The organism is Nonomuraea sp. NPDC049158 (assembly GCF_040648335.1).
Lineage (GTDB): Bacteria > Actinomycetota > Actinomycetes > Streptosporangiales > Streptosporangiaceae > Nonomuraea.
The window spans coordinates 1-13,505 of record NZ_JBEZDM010000070.1; the positions used below are offsets into that span (position 1 = coordinate 1).

16 protein-coding genes are annotated in these 13,505 nt (G+C 70.0%); 9 read left to right on the forward strand and 7 right to left on the reverse strand.

Annotated features, from left to right (window positions below; translation table 11 throughout):
• Window positions 1-120: 120 nt before the first annotated feature.
• The gene (locus AB0B61_RS56425; protein WP_358450375.1) at window positions 121-708 is read right to left on the reverse strand and encodes a hypothetical protein; all 588 of its coding nucleotides are present in this window, start codon (window positions 706-708) and stop codon (window positions 121-123) included.
• Between the two features lie 522 nt (window positions 709-1,230).
• Between AB0B61_RS56425 and AB0B61_RS56430 the strand changes: the two genes are divergently transcribed.
• Window positions 1,231-1,434, forward strand: coding sequence for a cold-shock protein (locus tag AB0B61_RS56430; protein WP_214640926.1), 204 nt, complete (start codon window positions 1,231-1,233; stop codon window positions 1,432-1,434).
• 82 nt (window positions 1,435-1,516) lie between these two features.
• Here AB0B61_RS56430 and AB0B61_RS56435 read toward each other — a convergent pair whose 3' ends face one another.
• Together AB0B61_RS56435 and AB0B61_RS56440 are read right to left on the reverse strand one after the other, a co-directional pair.
• On the reverse strand, window positions 1,517-2,641 hold the full coding sequence (locus AB0B61_RS56435; protein ID WP_358450377.1) for an NlpC/P60 family protein: 1,125 nt from the start codon (window positions 2,639-2,641) through the stop codon (window positions 1,517-1,519).
• 14 nt (window positions 2,642-2,655) lie between these two features.
• Window positions 2,656-2,946 carry a hypothetical protein gene (locus AB0B61_RS56440; RefSeq protein ID WP_358450379.1) on the reverse strand — a complete coding sequence of 97 codons (291 nt, stop codon included), beginning with the start codon at window positions 2,944-2,946 and terminating at the stop codon, window positions 2,656-2,658.
• Window positions 2,947-3,251: 305 nt separating this feature from the next.
• Here AB0B61_RS56440 and AB0B61_RS56445 point away from each other — a divergent pair, with 305 nt between their 5' ends.
• Window positions 3,252-3,683, forward strand: a complete 432-nt coding sequence (locus tag AB0B61_RS56445) for a hypothetical protein (RefSeq protein WP_358450381.1) — start codon at window positions 3,252-3,254, stop codon at window positions 3,681-3,683.
• 62 nt (window positions 3,684-3,745) lie between these two features.
• Complete coding sequence (locus tag AB0B61_RS56450; protein WP_358450383.1) at window positions 3,746-4,567, forward strand: SAM-dependent methyltransferase; 822 nt, start codon at window positions 3,746-3,748, stop codon at window positions 4,565-4,567.
• A gap of 9 nt (window positions 4,568-4,576) precedes the next feature.
• On the opposite strand, the gene AB0B61_RS56455 is transcribed toward AB0B61_RS56450, so the two are convergent.
• Genes AB0B61_RS56455 through AB0B61_RS56465 form a run of 3 tightly spaced genes read right to left on the reverse strand, consistent with a single transcriptional unit; the run spans window position 4,577 to window position 7,526 of the window.
• Window positions 4,577-5,212 carry a DAK2 domain-containing protein gene (locus AB0B61_RS56455; protein WP_358450385.1) on the reverse strand — a complete coding sequence of 212 codons (636 nt, stop codon included), beginning with the start codon at window positions 5,210-5,212 and terminating at the stop codon, window positions 4,577-4,579.
• Window positions 5,209-6,213, reverse strand: coding sequence for a dihydroxyacetone kinase subunit DhaK (locus AB0B61_RS56460; protein ID WP_358450387.1), 1,005 nt, complete (start codon window positions 6,211-6,213; stop codon window positions 5,209-5,211). Before AB0B61_RS56460 ends, AB0B61_RS56455 begins: the two co-directional genes overlap by 4 nt.
• Complete coding sequence (locus AB0B61_RS56465) at window positions 6,210-7,526, reverse strand: MFS transporter (RefSeq protein ID WP_358450389.1); 1,317 nt, start codon at window positions 7,524-7,526, stop codon at window positions 6,210-6,212. Before AB0B61_RS56465 ends, AB0B61_RS56460 begins: the two co-directional genes overlap by 4 nt.
• An 89-nt stretch (window positions 7,527-7,615) precedes the next feature.
• Between AB0B61_RS56465 and AB0B61_RS56470 the strand changes: the two genes are divergently transcribed.
• From AB0B61_RS56470 to AB0B61_RS56490, 5 genes are all read left to right on the forward strand, one after another.
• On the forward strand, window positions 7,616-8,503 hold the full coding sequence (locus tag AB0B61_RS56470) for a dihydrodipicolinate synthase family protein (protein ID WP_358450391.1): 888 nt from the start codon (window positions 7,616-7,618) through the stop codon (window positions 8,501-8,503).
• Between the two features lie 26 nt (window positions 8,504-8,529).
• A complete protein-coding gene (locus tag AB0B61_RS56475) occupies window positions 8,530-9,225 on the forward strand; it encodes a GntR family transcriptional regulator (RefSeq protein ID WP_358450393.1) in 696 nt (231 codons plus the stop codon).
• An 89-nt stretch (window positions 9,226-9,314) separates the two neighbouring features.
• Window positions 9,315-9,983: a sensor domain-containing protein gene (locus AB0B61_RS56480; protein ID WP_358450395.1), complete on the forward strand. Its 669-nt coding sequence runs from the start codon at window positions 9,315-9,317 to the stop codon at window positions 9,981-9,983.
• A gap of 139 nt (window positions 9,984-10,122) precedes the next feature.
• The gene (locus AB0B61_RS56485) at window positions 10,123-11,130 is read left to right on the forward strand and encodes a hypothetical protein (RefSeq protein ID WP_358450397.1); all 1,008 of its coding nucleotides are present in this window, start codon (window positions 10,123-10,125) and stop codon (window positions 11,128-11,130) included.
• A gap of 67 nt (window positions 11,131-11,197) precedes the next feature.
• On the forward strand, window positions 11,198-12,163 hold the full coding sequence (locus AB0B61_RS56490) for a LysR family transcriptional regulator (protein WP_358450399.1): 966 nt from the start codon (window positions 11,198-11,200) through the stop codon (window positions 12,161-12,163).
• Here the strand turns inward: AB0B61_RS56490 and AB0B61_RS56495 are convergent.
• Entirely contained in the window at window positions 12,147-13,091 is a 945-nt protein-coding gene (locus AB0B61_RS56495) for an NAD(P)H-binding protein (protein WP_358450401.1), read from the reverse strand. The genes AB0B61_RS56490 and AB0B61_RS56495 overlap by 17 nt on opposite strands.
• A 30-nt stretch (window positions 13,092-13,121) precedes the next feature.
• On the opposite strand from AB0B61_RS56495, the gene AB0B61_RS56500 reads away from it, so the two are divergent.
• A complete protein-coding gene (locus AB0B61_RS56500; protein WP_358450403.1) occupies window positions 13,122-13,487 on the forward strand; it encodes a helix-turn-helix domain-containing protein in 366 nt (121 codons plus the stop codon).
• Window positions 13,488-13,505 lie beyond the last annotated feature (18 nt).

Below are 13,505 nucleotides of genomic sequence, written 5' to 3' on the forward strand. Positions count from 1 at the left end.
GCTGGTACGGCGGCGCGGCGCCCGCGTGGTGGGACCGGTCACGGGGAGGGGCCGATCCAACAGCGCGGGCCGGTTCCGCGGCGAGGGCCTCCCGAGATTCGCCCTCGTGGCGGAGGTCGGCTACTTGCCCTCCTGGCGGTGGTCGTCGCGGTGGTCGCCGCCGCGGACGACGGTGAACTCGGCGGTGGCGGTCCGGTTGCCGACCTTGACGGTGACCGTCTTGGTGCCGAGCTTGGCCTTGGCCGGTACGGTCAGCGTCTTGGTGACCGTCCGCTGGTCGAGCGACACGCGGTAGCTCTTGCCCTCGGGACTCGTGATCGTGGCCGCCTTACCCGCCGACGCGCCCCTGACCACGATGGTCACCCCGTAGGAGGCGCCCTGCTTGACGCGGGTCGGGTTGACCGACACGTCGAGGGAGGCCGGGCTCCGGTGCTCCTTCAGGTAGAGAGTGGAGGCCGTGGTCTCCTTCTCGTGCGCGGTGGAGGCCGGGAGCTTGGGCCGGGTGTTCTCGTCCGTCGCGGTGGGCCGGCCGGTCTTGATCGGTGCCGTGGGCTTGGTGGTCGGGGTGGTCTTCACGCCCGGCGTGATCGTCGAGGCGGGCTGCGGCTGGCCGCTGTCGGCGAAGGCGCCGCCCGCGAACGGCAGGGCGACGAGGGCGGCACTGGCCAGGGTCACGGTGAGGGGCTTCAGGAAGCGCACTGAGATCAACGTCCAATCCTGGATGACCCGGCCGCATCCCGATGAATTCGGCCCCCGAAGGTCATCCGCACGCCCTGAACTCTGCCGACGCCACATGAGAGATGTCTGATATGCCGCTTTGTTTTATCTATGTCGGGTTGACATAAACTTTGCGGTCGCGCCGGTGGCCGGAGCCCATCGACCATCTCGGGCCATGGCCGGCGGCCACGACCGCCCAGGTGCCGCGTGCTCTCGGGCGCGTCTGGCAGGGGCCGGCGGCGCTCCTCGACCTGTCGGGAGCCGGTGTCCAGGCGGTGATTTCCTGTTCCAGCAGGCAGGCCGCAAGATCTCCCATTTTTCGGGAGGGAGTATGAGAGGCCACGTGCTAGCGTGGCAGCTGTTGCAGTTTTGGTACCCACGAACTTTGCGCGCCCGACGGGTTCCACCCCGAAGGCGTGTTGTTTCACCCGGTCATTTCCGGATGGGTCATTGCGGCGACATGGGATTCGTGACCTGCGGGTCCCGGCTCTGCGCCTATCAAAGGAGATCGACATGGCGACTGGCACCGTGAAGTGGTTCAACTCTGAAAAGGGCTTCGGCTTCATCCAGCAGGACGGCGGCGGCGCCGACGTCTTCGCCCACTACTCGAACATCGCCGCCCAGGGCTTCCGCGAGCTGCAGGAAGGCCAGAAGGTGAGCTTCGACATCACCCAGGGCCAGAAGGGCCCGCAGGCCGAGAACATCGTTCCGGTCTGATCAACGACGTAACACCACGACGAGCCGGGGTCCGCACACGCGGGCCCCGGCTCGCGTGTGTCAGGTCAAGATCCTGTGTGGTTCAGAAGCGGCGGTAGGTGATCGGGCCGTGCTGGACCGCCACCTCGCCCACCCGGACGTTCGCCCCCGGGTGCGGCGCGTGGATCATCTTGCCGTCGCCTATGTAGACTCCCACGTGATCGGGCGGGGCGCCGAAGAAGACGATGTCACCGGCCTGCGGCGGCCCTGAGATCGGGTGCCCGCTCGCCTGGTAGCCGGCCGCCGTGGTGTCGCCGATCTTGATGCCCGCCTGGTTCAGCGAGTAGTAGACGAGCCCGCTGCAGTCGAAGGCGTTCGGGCCGTTGGCACCCCAGACGTACGGCTTGCCGAGGTGCTGCCGGGCCGCGTTGACGATGTCGGCGCCGGTGCCGCCACCCGGCACGTACGGCACGGCCTGGGCGACCGCTCCCCCAGACCCCCCGGACCCCGAAGATCCACCGGACCCGGAAGACGCGGCCACCGGGGCGGACGCGGAGGCGGGGCTGTAGGCGTTGCCGTTGCCGTTGCCGTCCGCGCTCGCCAGTGTCGTCTTCTGCCAGTCGGGAAGCGGCGACGGGTCCCAGTGAACGGTGTGGCCCGGCGCCGGCACGAACGTCTGGTCGCCGGGCGCCTTGATCGCGGCGAACGTCGCCTCCCGCCCGTTCCAGTGCTCGCCGATCGTCTTCACGGCCTGGTTCACGACCTTGTTGACCGAGGTGAGGTGCGTTTTCGCGTCCTCGATCGCATCGGCGACAGGGGCCGAGAGCGCCTTGTCGAACTCCGCCTGCGTGGCGTCCGGATTGTTGGTCTTGTAGGTGCGGGCCTTGTCGAGGACGTCGCCGCAGATCCCGCGTACCTTCGAGGCGGCCGTCTCCAGCGCCTGGGCGACGTCGTCGAGAGTGGTCGCGCTGTCCGTCAGGGCGTCGTGGAGCGCGCCGCCGGCCGTGGAGTAGCGGCGCATGTACTTGTCGAAGGCGTCGGCGGAGTCGCCCTGCCAGGCCGTGTTGACGCCCTTGACCGACGTGCCGAGCCGGCCGACGTACTCGCCGGTCTTGCCGCCCGCACCGCGCCAGCGCTTGGCCACGCCGCGAACCGAGCCGGGATCGCCGCTGACGGACTTGAGGATGTTCGCGAGGCCGTCACCGCCGGGCAGGTCACCGAGCTCCACGCTTCACTCCTTGATCACGCGCCCGAGGCCTGGTTGGCCGTGTGAACGTTGTCGCGTACTTTCTCCAGCGCCCGCTCGACGCCCTGGAGCTTGCTCTGGACATGTCCCAGCTCGCCCGCGACCCCGGTCTCGATCTTGTCGAGGAGGGCGGCCAGCGAGGAGGAGCCGGTCAGGTCACCGAAGATCGAGGAGTCGGCGGTCTTGGCCGGATACCCGCCCGCGAGGTCGGCGAACTCCTTGGACAACCGGTTCGCCGCCGACTGGCAGTCTTCGAGTGCCTGGCGGTGAAGGTCGACCTTCGCCATCAGCGATCCTCCAGGGGTACGGGACCGACGGTGACGCGCCGATCAAACTGCGCATCCCCCACAAGTACTGATCGTATCGGTAAGCCCCTAATTCACCGCTAAATACCCGGGGCCCGTCGAGCAGGTCGGCGGGCACAGGCCTCCCGACGCTCGATCTGGGCGACGCGCGGCGGCTGTACGAGCTGACCAGCAACCTGCTGGAGACCGTCATCAGCACCGCGGGACGCGGGTCTGGGACGGTGAGCCGTTTCGCCGCTCCCCCACGTCTGATGAGCCGTTTCGCCGCTCCCGTACGTCCTAGGAGTATGAGTATCTTGCGGATCGCGCTCATCGTGGTCTTGAGTACCGCTCTGAGCGCCACCACGGCACCCGCCGCGCTGGCCGCATCGGCCACGCCCGTCGCCAAGAAGGTGCTGGTCGAGCTGCGCGAGCAAGGCGGCTTCGCGGGCTTCGACAACCGGGTGATCGTCTACACCAACGGCTGCGTACGCCTGAGCCGTCGTACGGGCCCGACCGTGAACAAGTGCCTCACCCGCGGCGAACAGCGCAAACTCCACCACGACCTGAAGCTCCTGCGCCTCGGCCACTCCCAGGCCAAGCCGCAGGGAGCCGACTTCCTCAAGTACACCCTCACCTACCGAGGCCACCGCGCCAGCCGCTACACCCTGACCACCACCTGGACCCCGGTGGTACAGCGGATGGAGCGGTTTCTCGTGAAGTACTGGGCGCCGGACTGACAGATCACCACAGATCACCTGTTTCCTCGTAAGATGCGGGCATAGGTGAGGAAGGTGTAGGCGTGACCGAGCACGAGCTGCCCGCGGGGAAGGTCGACCCGACCGTTCCCAGCGTCGCCCGGATGTACGACTACTTCCTGGGCGGGAAGGACAACTTCTCCGCCGATCGCGAAGCGGCCGAACACATCATCCGGATCAGTCTGGAGACCGGCTCCGACATCCGTGAGATCGCCCGAGCGAACCGTGGGTTCCTCATCCGCGCCGTGGAGGAAGCGGCCAAAGCGGGTGTGCGGCAGTTCCTCGACATCGGCACCGGTCTGCCTACCCAGAACAACGTGCACCAGGTCGCGCACCGCGTCATCCCGGACGCCAAGGTCGTCTACACCGACAACGACCCGATCGTCCTGGTCCATGCCCGTGCCCTGCTCGCCGACAACCCCGACACCGTGATCGTCGAAGGCGACACGCGCGACCCGAAGGCGATCCTGGACGCCGCCGCCGCGCACCTCGACTTCAACGAGCCGGTCGCCGTCCTCGTCGTCGCGGTGTTCCACTTCCTCGCCGACGACGAGGAGGTGGCCCGCATCGTTCAGACGCTGCGCGAGCCACTGTCCTCCGGCAGCTACCTGATCATCTCGCACGGGTACATCGAGGAGAACGAGGGCATCCCGGCCAGGCTCGCCGAGGCCCAGAACGTCTACCGGCAGACCAGCTCGGGGGCGATGACCTGGCGCGACCGCGACACCGTACGCGGCTACTTCGACGGCCTCGAACTGCTCGAACCGGGCGTCGTACCCGTCCAGGACTGGCGCAACGACGAGCAGTACATCCCGGCCAGCCTGGACAAGGGCGGCGTCCTGGGCGGCGTCGCCCGCGTCCCGTAACCCCGCGGGTCAGTACGGCGGGGCGATTTTCGAGCCGGGCTCCTCGACCTCGGCCAGCGCTCGGAACAGCAGCGCCACCCCCACCGCCCCGGGATCGGCGACACCCCTGGCCCGCTCGCCCACGTAACTGGCCCGCCCGAGCCGAGCCCGCAGCTCGGCCGTGCTCCGGGCGCCGTCGGCGGCTGCCGTAGCGGCACGGGCGAAGGCTCCGGCACCGTCCGACTCCAGCGCGGCGACAGCGGGTACGAGCGCGTCGACCAGGGTGCAGTCGCCCACCCCGGCCTCGCCCACCCGCTGGATCGCGGCCAGCCCGGCGGAGGCGCCCGCGGCCCAGCTCGGCACATCACCGTCGAGTGCCCGGCCGACCGGCATGTCACCGTCGAGTGCCCGGCCGATCTCGGTGAATAGCAGCCCGAACAGCGGCCCGCTCGTGCCCCCGACGTCGTCGAGGAACACCTGCCCCGCCACGTCGAACCCGTGTCCCGCCGTACCGGACCGGTCGAGCTCGTCGATGACGCGACGCAACCCGGAGCGCAGGTTGTCGCCGAAGTCGCCGTCCCCGCTGAGCTGGTCGAGCCGCGTCAGCTCGGCGTGGGCCGCCTCCACGTCGGCGGCGTAGCGGCGGAGTACGGGCGACGCGGTCATCGGTTCTCCTTGACGCGGACGAAGGCGGGTGTCATGGCCGGGGCCCGCCACCAGCGGTCCCAGGACGGGTCGAGCCGGGTGAGGGTCAGCGAGAAGCCCGCCATGTCGAGGGCGGGCACGTACGTCCCCACCAGCGAGCCGCGCACGTCCAGCCCGCGCGCGGACAGCTCGCCCGCCACCTGGTCGAAGACGCCGTACAGCTCCAGCTGGGTGGTCCCGCCGAGCCCGTTGACCAGGACCACGAGGTCGTCGGGGCCCGGTGGCAGACCGGCCAGCAGCTCGTCGAGCATCCGGGTGACCAGCTCGCCGACGGGCGGCCTGGTGATCGTCTTGGCCGCCCGCTCGCCGTGGATGCCCACGCCGTACTCCAGCTCGTCGGGCCCCAGCTCGAACGAGGGGGTGCCGGTCTGCGGCGAGGTCTGGGCCCGCGCCGCCACCGCGAGGCTGCGCGAGGCGGCGGCGAACCGCGCGCCGAGTTCGGCCAGCTCGTCGAGGCCGAGCCCCTCGTCGGCGGCGGCGCCGAGGAGCTTCTCCACGATGACGGTCGCGCCGGTGCCCCGCCGTCCCGTCGCCGTCTCCGCGCTCTCGGTCGCCAGGTCGTCGTCGACCAGCACCCGGCGGACCTCGATGCCGTCGTGCCGCAGGCGTTCGGCGGCGATGCCGAAGTTGATCCGGTCGCCGGTGTAGTTCTTCACGATGTGGATGACCCCGCCGGGACCGGCGGCGGCCCGGCTGGCCGCCAGCACCTGCCGGTTGTGCGGCGAGGCGAACACCTGCCCCGGCGCCACCGCGTCGAGCATCCCCCGGCCGAGGAACCCGCCGTGCAACGGTTCGTGCCCCGAGCCGCCGCCGGACACCAGCCCGACGGTCCGGCGCGGATCGCGGTCGCGGGCCCGCAGGAAGACCGGGTCCTCGCTCAGTTCGACGAGGTCGGCGTGCACCCGCGCGAACCCGCGCAGGGCGGGCGTCACGGGATCGCCTTCGGCGAGGAACAGGCTCATTGGATCGCCTCCTTGGCGGCGGGCACTCCACCGAGCGCCTCATGGTTGAGCTCGCCCGACCCCAGCCGACTGGCCGCCAGGCTGGACAGAGCCGCGATCGCGATCATATAGACCACGAGCCAGGTCCAGTGGCCGCCACCGGCCGCGAGCAGCGCGGTGCCGGCCAGCGGGGCGAGCCCGCCGCCGAGCGTGGCCCCTACCTGCTGGGTGACCGACAGGCCCGTGTAGCGCACCTGAACCGGGTAGAGGTTGGCGAACAGCGCCGCCTGCGCGCCGTACATGGAGCCGTGGCCGACGGCCAGGCCGAGCACCATGGCCAGGGTCATCAGCGGCAGGCTGCCGGTCTGCACGAGCAGGAAGAACGGCACGGCGAGCAGCAACTGGAACACCGCACCGCCCACGTACACCTTGCGCCGGCCGATCCGGTCGGACAGCGCCCCGAACAGCGGCAGCGTGAGGCACTCGGCCAGGCACGCGATCAGCACGGCCATCAGCACCGGCCCGCGCGGCAGGCCCAGCTCCGTGGTGACGTAGGCGATGGCGACCACGTAGTAGACGTTGAACAGCCCGCTCTCGGCCACCTTGGCGACGATCGACAGCAGCACCTTGCCCGTGTAGTCGGCGAACAGCTCCTTGACCGGCAGCTTCCGTACCTCGCGCTCGGCCCGCATCTTGACGAACTCGGGGCTCTCGCTGATGCGCAGCCGGATGTAGAAGCCGACGGCGACCAGCGCGATGCTCGCCAGGAACGGCAGGCGCCAGGCCCACGACTCGTACGCGCCCGCCGGCAGGAACGCGTCCAGCGCCGTGACCAGGGCGACCGGCAGCAGCACACCGGCCGGGGTGCCGATGTGCACCAGGGAAGTGAAGAAGCCCTGGCGTCGCTTCGGGCTGTACTCCAGTGCCATCAGCACGCCGCCGCCGTACTCGCCGCCCATCCCCAGCCCCTGGATCAGCCGGATGAGCACCAGCAGCAGGGGCGCGGCGATGCCGATCGACTCGTACGAGGGGATCAGGCCGATGGCGAAGGTGCCGGTGCCCATCATCAGCATCGTGGTGATGAGAATGTTCTTGCGGCCCAGCCGGTCACCGAAGTGGCCGAAGATCAGGCCGCCGAGCGGGCGCGCCAGATAACCGACGAAGAACGTGGCGAACGCGGCCAGCGTGCCGACCAGGGGGATCTCGGCCGGGAAGAAGACCTTGTTGAAGACCAGCGCGGCCGTCGTTGCGTAGAGCGTGAAGTCGTAGTACTCCACGGTCGTGCCGAGGGCGCTGGCCCAGACGACACGTTTGACTGGCGTCCCGCTCTGCATTGGACATCCTTTCATGTCCGGGTGATAATCTAATGTATCAGACACTAGATTTAACATGGCCGCAATAGCCGGCCACGAGGAGGATGTCGATGAGCGACCTGGACCTGCACGGGATGATCTCCACAGTGGTGACCCCGTTCGACGAGAACGACGAGGTGGACCTCGATCTCCTGCGCCAGGAGGTCAAGTACCTGCTGGAAGCCGGAGTCACCGCGATCTGCGCGTGCGGCAGCACCGGGGAGGGCCAGACGCTCTCCCTGGAGGAGAGCCGGGACATCTGCCGGGTCGTGGTCGAGGAGGTCGCCGGGCGGGTGCCGGTGATCGCCGGAGTGATCCAGAACTCGACGGCCCAGGTGATCCGCTATTCGCTGGCGCTGAAGGAGGTGGGCGTCGACGCGTTGCAGATCACGCCGGTGCACTATGTCTTCGCGCCGTCGGCCGAGGAGACCGTGGCGTACTACCGCGAGATCGGGGCCGCGGTGGACCTGCCGATCGTGCTCTACAACGTGGTGCCGTGGGCCCTCGTACCCGTGGACGTGATCGAGCGGCTCGCGGCCGTTCCGCAGCTGGTGGCCATCAAGCAGAGCGGCGGCGACATGCACCTGCTGGTCGACCTGCTGGCCCGGGTACGCGACCGGTTCACCATCCTGGCGGCGCTCGACGACCTGCACTACCCGGCGTTCGTGCTCGGCGCGCACGGCGCGCTCGCGGCCATCCCGACCGTCACGCCGCGGCTCAGCGTCGAGCTGTGGAACGCCATCCAGGACGGCGACCACGCGCTCGCCCTGAAGCTGCACGAGCGTATTCTCACGGTGTGGCGGGCGATCGACGGACCCAACCTGCCGGCCACGCTCAAGGCGGCGCTGGAGCTGCAGGGCCGCAACGGAGGACGTCCCCGGAAGCCCTTCGCGCCGGCGAGCCCCGCCGAACGCGAGCGGATCGCGGTGGCCCTCCGCGCGGCTAATCTGATCGACTAGACATCACACATCTGCAGGGAGAGATCGTGCCGGGTCAGTCCGTCAAGCTCTCGAAGGGTTCGTCCCTGGTCGTGGATTCCATCGCGGACCAGCTCTACGGGATCCTGCGTGACCGCATCACCAGCGGGGTGTACGCCCCCGGCTCCCGGTTCGATCCGAACTCGGTGACCACGGAGTTCGGCGTCTCGCGCACCCCGGTCCGCGAGGCGCTGGCCCGCCTGGAGCACGACCAGCTCATCGAGACGCGGCCCCGGTCGGGGACGTTCGTGGCCCGGCCGGGCGTCACCGACGTCCACGAGGTGTGCCAGCTGCGCAAGGGCATCGAGTGGCTGGCGACCGGCATCGCCGCCGCCGTCATGCCGCTCCCCCGGATCGCCGAACTCCGCGCCGAGGTCGTCGAGGCGCTGGCGTACGCGGAGAAGGGTGACTACGAGCCGTTCTTCGTCAGTGACACGCGCCTGCACACCGAGATCGTGGCGGCCACCGGCAACGAGCGGCTCATCCGGGTCCGCTCCTCGACGGAGCCGTTCGTACAGTGGCTGCGCGTGCTGGGCGCCACCGGCCCGCACCGGATCGCCGGCTCCACCCGCCGCCACCTGGAGATCCTCGACGCCATGGCGGGGCGCGACGTCGCGGCGGCGCAGACGGCGGCCGCGATCCACCTGGACGAGGTCGAGGAGTGGACGGTGGCCGACATGGAGTCGCACGCCATCACCACCTGATGTCGATGTCGTTGGTAGGGCCTGCACTACCTCGATACGCCAGTGAGCGGGAGCGATCTGGAGGGGCGGCGACTCGTAACGTTCTTGGTATGACAACGCTCCGGCACCGCATCGCCACCGACACCCGCTACGTCCTGCTGGGTTTCCCCACCGCGGTGATGTCCTTCGTCCTGGTCCTGATCGGTGTCGCGGCCGGAGCGGGCAGCGCCGTCGCCTTCATCGGCCTGCCGATCCTCGCCGCGGCCGCCGCCATGGCGCGTAACTTCGCCGACGTCGAGCGCGTGCTGCTGCCCGACGTGCTCGGCCGCCGCGTCGCGCGTCCCCGTTACCGCCAGGCTCCCTCCGACGCCGGCTGGTTCCGCCGCACGATGAACCCGCTGACCAGCGGGCAGGCGGCGCTGGACATGCTGCACGCCGTCGTCGCCTTCCCGCTCGCCATCGCCACCTTCGTCGTCACCCTCGTCTGGTGGGCGGGCGCGATCGCCGGGCTGACCTTCCCGCTCTACGGCTGGATCATCGCCGGTCTGCCCGAGTTTCACGGCGGGCTGCCCGAACTGCTCGGCCTCGGCAGTGACACCACCACCTTCGTGGTCTTCAACACCGTGCTCGGCGCCCTGTTCGCGCTGACGCTGGTGCCGGTCGTGCGCGGCGCCGCCCTGATCAAGGCCAACCTCGCCCAGGCGCTGCTGACCCGCCCCGCCTACGACGAGCACCCCGCGACCGTCCGGGCACACCGCCTCGCGGCGGCCGAGTTCTGAGCCGCGTCGTGCGATCCCGGCGGACCGAACACGGTCCGTATGGAGTCCCAGCTCCGGTGGTTTGAACCGGGGCCAAGTGCGGGCCGTACATCATGAGGACAGCTCAGGACGCTCCCACGGGCATGTCGCGGAGGTATCCGTGCCGGTGAATCGCCAGCTGTTCGTGAGTGCCCTGGCCTTGGCCATGGTCGCCGCGTGCAGCGCCTCCGGGACGCCACCCCAGGGCGGTGCCTGGTCGGTGAGCGCCGGGCCCCGGGCGAGCGCCGCGCCGGCGCAGCCCACACTGACGGAGGACGGGGCCGAGTTCGTCCTCAACGGCTACCGCGAACGGCTGCAGCAGGCCAGGAAGCGAAACGGATCCGGACTGCAGGAAACGAGCGCCGGCCTGGCGCTGGAGCTCGACCGAGCCGTCTTCCGGCTCGCCAGGCTCCGCGGTGACCGGCTCGGCACGCTTCCCCGCCTCACCAGCACGCGTTTCGTGATCCCGAAGAACCCCGGCGGCGCCCGCTGGTTCCTGGCCGAGATCACCGAGCAGGGCAAGGACTACCGGACCCAGCTCATCCTCCAGGAGACCTCCGGCGGCTGGCGCCTGGTCGCCGGATCGACCACCCCGCTCCAGGCACCCGCCCTGCCCATCGCGGTGGACGACGAGGGCCTGGCGACCGCGGTGACCGCCGACGACACCGAGAACCTCGCCGTCGCCCCCCGCGCCGTGGCCGCCGCGCACGCGCGCTCCCTGGCCACCAACGGCAAGGACACGGAGGCCAAGCGCCTCCTGGCCGCAGGCCCCTACACGACCCAGTCCGCCACCGCCCGGCTCGCCGACATGCGCCTCCTGCGCGGCCAGTGGGACGTACGCGACCGCACCCAGGTGGTCCCGACGATCTACGCGCTGCGCGCCTCAGGAGGAGGGGCCGTCGTCTGGTATGGCGTACGGGAGCAGCAGAGCTTCACCGCCCGGCCCAACGCCGCGACACTCTCCTTCACCCGGCCGGAGCCCGCCGTGCTGAGCGGCAAGAAGGAGTTCCGCAGCCGGGTCATCCTCGTCCAGGCCACCTGGTTCGCCGCCGTCGTCCCCGCCGCGCCGTCGAAGAGAACACGCGTCGTCGCCGACTGGACCGCCCAGATCAGCGTCACGGGCGACTGACCGCTTTTGGCCTTTTGTCGTATCGGTTTATCTATGATCTTTTAAGTCCGGCCAGTAGCTTTTGCTCATGACGCCCACGCAGCTTCGCGCGTTCGCGGCCGTGGTGCGGCTCGGGTCGGTCAAGCAGGCGGCGGCGGAGCTCGACGTGTCGGAAGCGGCCGTCTCCCTGCACGTCGGCCAGCTGCGCAAGGAACTCGGTGACCGGCTGTTCACCAGGACCGCCGCCGGGCTCGCGTTCACGCCCGGCGGGTTGCGGCTGGCCAGCAGGGCGGCCGAGATGCTCAGCCTGCAAGAGCGCACGATCATCGAGGTGAGCCAGGCAGGAGGCGGGCGCCGGCTGTTACGCGTCGCCGCGTCGAGCCTGTTCGCCGAGCACGCGGCACCCGGTCTGATCGGGTTGTTCGCCGGGCGGGCCGCCGATCTCGACGTGGAGCTGAGCGTGCATGACCCGCGGCGGTTCGGATCGTTGCTGCGCGCGCGGACCGTCGACGTGGCGATCGGTCCCGGCCCCGGCCCCGGCGGCAACGTGGACGAGACGCTGTCCTGCAAACCGTTCCTGAACTTCCAGCTCGTCGTCGTGTGCGGGCCCGAGCACCCGCTCGCCGGGCGAGACGTCGGCGTACACCAGCTACGCGACCAGGTGTGGCTGCTCGGCCCCTCGGCCGCGACCGAGCTGGGCGCCGTGCCGACGATGCTGCGCAAGCTCAACGTGCCCGAACACCACCAGCAGATCTACCAGAGCCACGCCGCGGCGCTGGAGGAGGCACAGCGCAACAGCGGCGTGGCGCCGGCGATCTCGTTCGCGGTGGCGCCGGACCTCGCCAACGGGCGCCTGGTACGCATCGCCGGGCCCGCCCTGCGGTTCGACGGAGGCTGGGTCACGATGACGCTGGCCGAGGGCGGCGTGGCTCCGGCTGCGGCCGAGCTGGTCAGGTTCGTCACCACACCCCGCGCCACCCAGGCCATGCTGCGCGGCCCCGGCGTGAACGTCGGCCGCTTCCGCCCGTCCATCCACATCACCCTGTGGAGCTGACCGTCTCAGCGCCGGGGAATTCAAGGGCCTCGGGGTGAGCGGCGAAGTAGTCGGCGATCGGGGTGGGCTTGCGGCCGGTGAGGTGTTCGACCGCGTGTGTGGTCACGTCGAACCAGCCGTCGCGCTTGTACGTCCCCAGGCCCGTCCATCCCTGAACGTACATCTCGGGGAGCCCACGTCCGGACAGCGCCGCGGCCAGGTCGGTGTCCGAGACCTGTTCGCAGCGAATCGGGCGGCCGGTGACCTGGGCAAGGGCGTCGGCTACGTCCGCATCCGTGACCGCCTCCGGGCCTGTGACCTCGAGGAGTTGCCCCTCGCAGCCGCCCTCGGCCAGCACGGCCGCGGCGACGGCGGCGCTGTCGTCGCGGGTGATGTGTCCCACCCGGCCGTCACCCGAATTGCTGGGCAGCACCCCGGTGGCGACGGCGATGGCGGGCAGGCCGACGAGGTTCCACATCTCCGGCCACTGGTTGAACCGCAACGCCGTGAACGTCAGCCCTGACTCGGCCAGCAGCCGCTCGGTCTCCCCGTGGTTCTGGATGAGCGCCTGGGGCTGGCCCGGCTCGCCGGCTCTGGCGAAGGATGTGTAAATCACCTGGCCTACCCCCGCCTTGACCGCCGCCTCGATGGCGTTGACGTGCCCGCGAGGCGCCCCGGTAAGCGAGCCCATGCTGATCATCAGCAGCCGCTCCGCGCCCTCCAGCGCGCCGCGCAGGCTGGCTGGATCGTCGAAGTCGGCGTACCGGGTGGCCACCCCGAGGTCGGCGACGGCATCAGGGGTACGGGACAACGCCACGACGCGGGCGGCGTCCACCCGCTGGAGCAGGTGCCCGACGGTGAGGCGTCCGAGCTGCCCGGACGCTCCGCTGACCACGATCACGATAAATCCCCCTTGGAGGTCGATGTGCGTACCCTGATCTTTGGCCAACTGGCGAAAGGTCCGAAAGAAGGCACATTCATGTCCACTGCAGCCATCACCGTCCCTGTCACGGTGGCCGAGCACGAGCACTGCCCCGCGACCAGCGTGCTGCGTCGGGTAGGTGACAAGTGGAGCGTCGTGATCCTGTCGATCCTGGAGCGCGGGGCGCACGGCTTCAACGAGCTGGACAGGTCCGTGGAGGGGCTCAGCCGCCGCATGCTCACCCGTACGCTGCGTGCCCTCGAAGAGGATGGCCTGATCAGCCGCACGGTCCATCCGAGGGTCCCGCCGCGCGTCGACTACGCGCTCACCGACCTGGGCCGCTCCTTCCTGGGCCCGGTACGCGCCTTGGGCCTCTGGGCCGTCGCACACCAGTCCGACCTCGAAGCCGCCCATGACAGGTAGTGCTTGACCTCGAAGTCG

Bases quoted from the DNA above. Each gene is read 5' to 3' on its own strand.
- AB0B61_RS56430 (WP_214640926.1), top strand. From the start codon at position 1,231: ATGGCGACTGGCACCGTGAAGTGGTTCAACTCTGAAAAGGGCTTCGGC.
- AB0B61_RS56440 (WP_358450379.1), bottom strand. From the start codon at position 2,946: ATGGCGAAGGTCGACCTTCACCGCCAGGCACTCGAAGACTGCCAGTCG.
- AB0B61_RS56445 (WP_358450381.1), top strand. From the start codon at position 3,252: ATGAGTATCTTGCGGATCGCGCTCATCGTGGTCTTGAGTACCGCTCTG.
- AB0B61_RS56455 (WP_358450385.1), bottom strand. From the start codon at position 5,212: ATGACCGCGTCGCCCGTACTCCGCCGCTACGCCGCCGACGTGGAGGCG.
- AB0B61_RS56460 (WP_358450387.1), bottom strand. From the start codon at position 6,213: ATGAGCCTGTTCCTCGCCGAAGGCGATCCCGTGACGCCCGCCCTGCGC.
- AB0B61_RS56465 (WP_358450389.1), bottom strand. From the start codon at position 7,526: ATGCAGAGCGGGACGCCAGTCAAACGTGTCGTCTGGGCCAGCGCCCTC.
- AB0B61_RS56470 (WP_358450391.1), top strand. From the start codon at position 7,616: ATGAGCGACCTGGACCTGCACGGGATGATCTCCACAGTGGTGACCCCG.
- AB0B61_RS56480 (WP_358450395.1), top strand. From the start codon at position 9,315: ATGACAACGCTCCGGCACCGCATCGCCACCGACACCCGCTACGTCCTG.
- AB0B61_RS56490 (WP_358450399.1), top strand. From the start codon at position 11,198: ATGACGCCCACGCAGCTTCGCGCGTTCGCGGCCGTGGTGCGGCTCGGG.
- AB0B61_RS56500 (WP_358450403.1), top strand. From the start codon at position 13,122: ATGTCCACTGCAGCCATCACCGTCCCTGTCACGGTGGCCGAGCACGAG.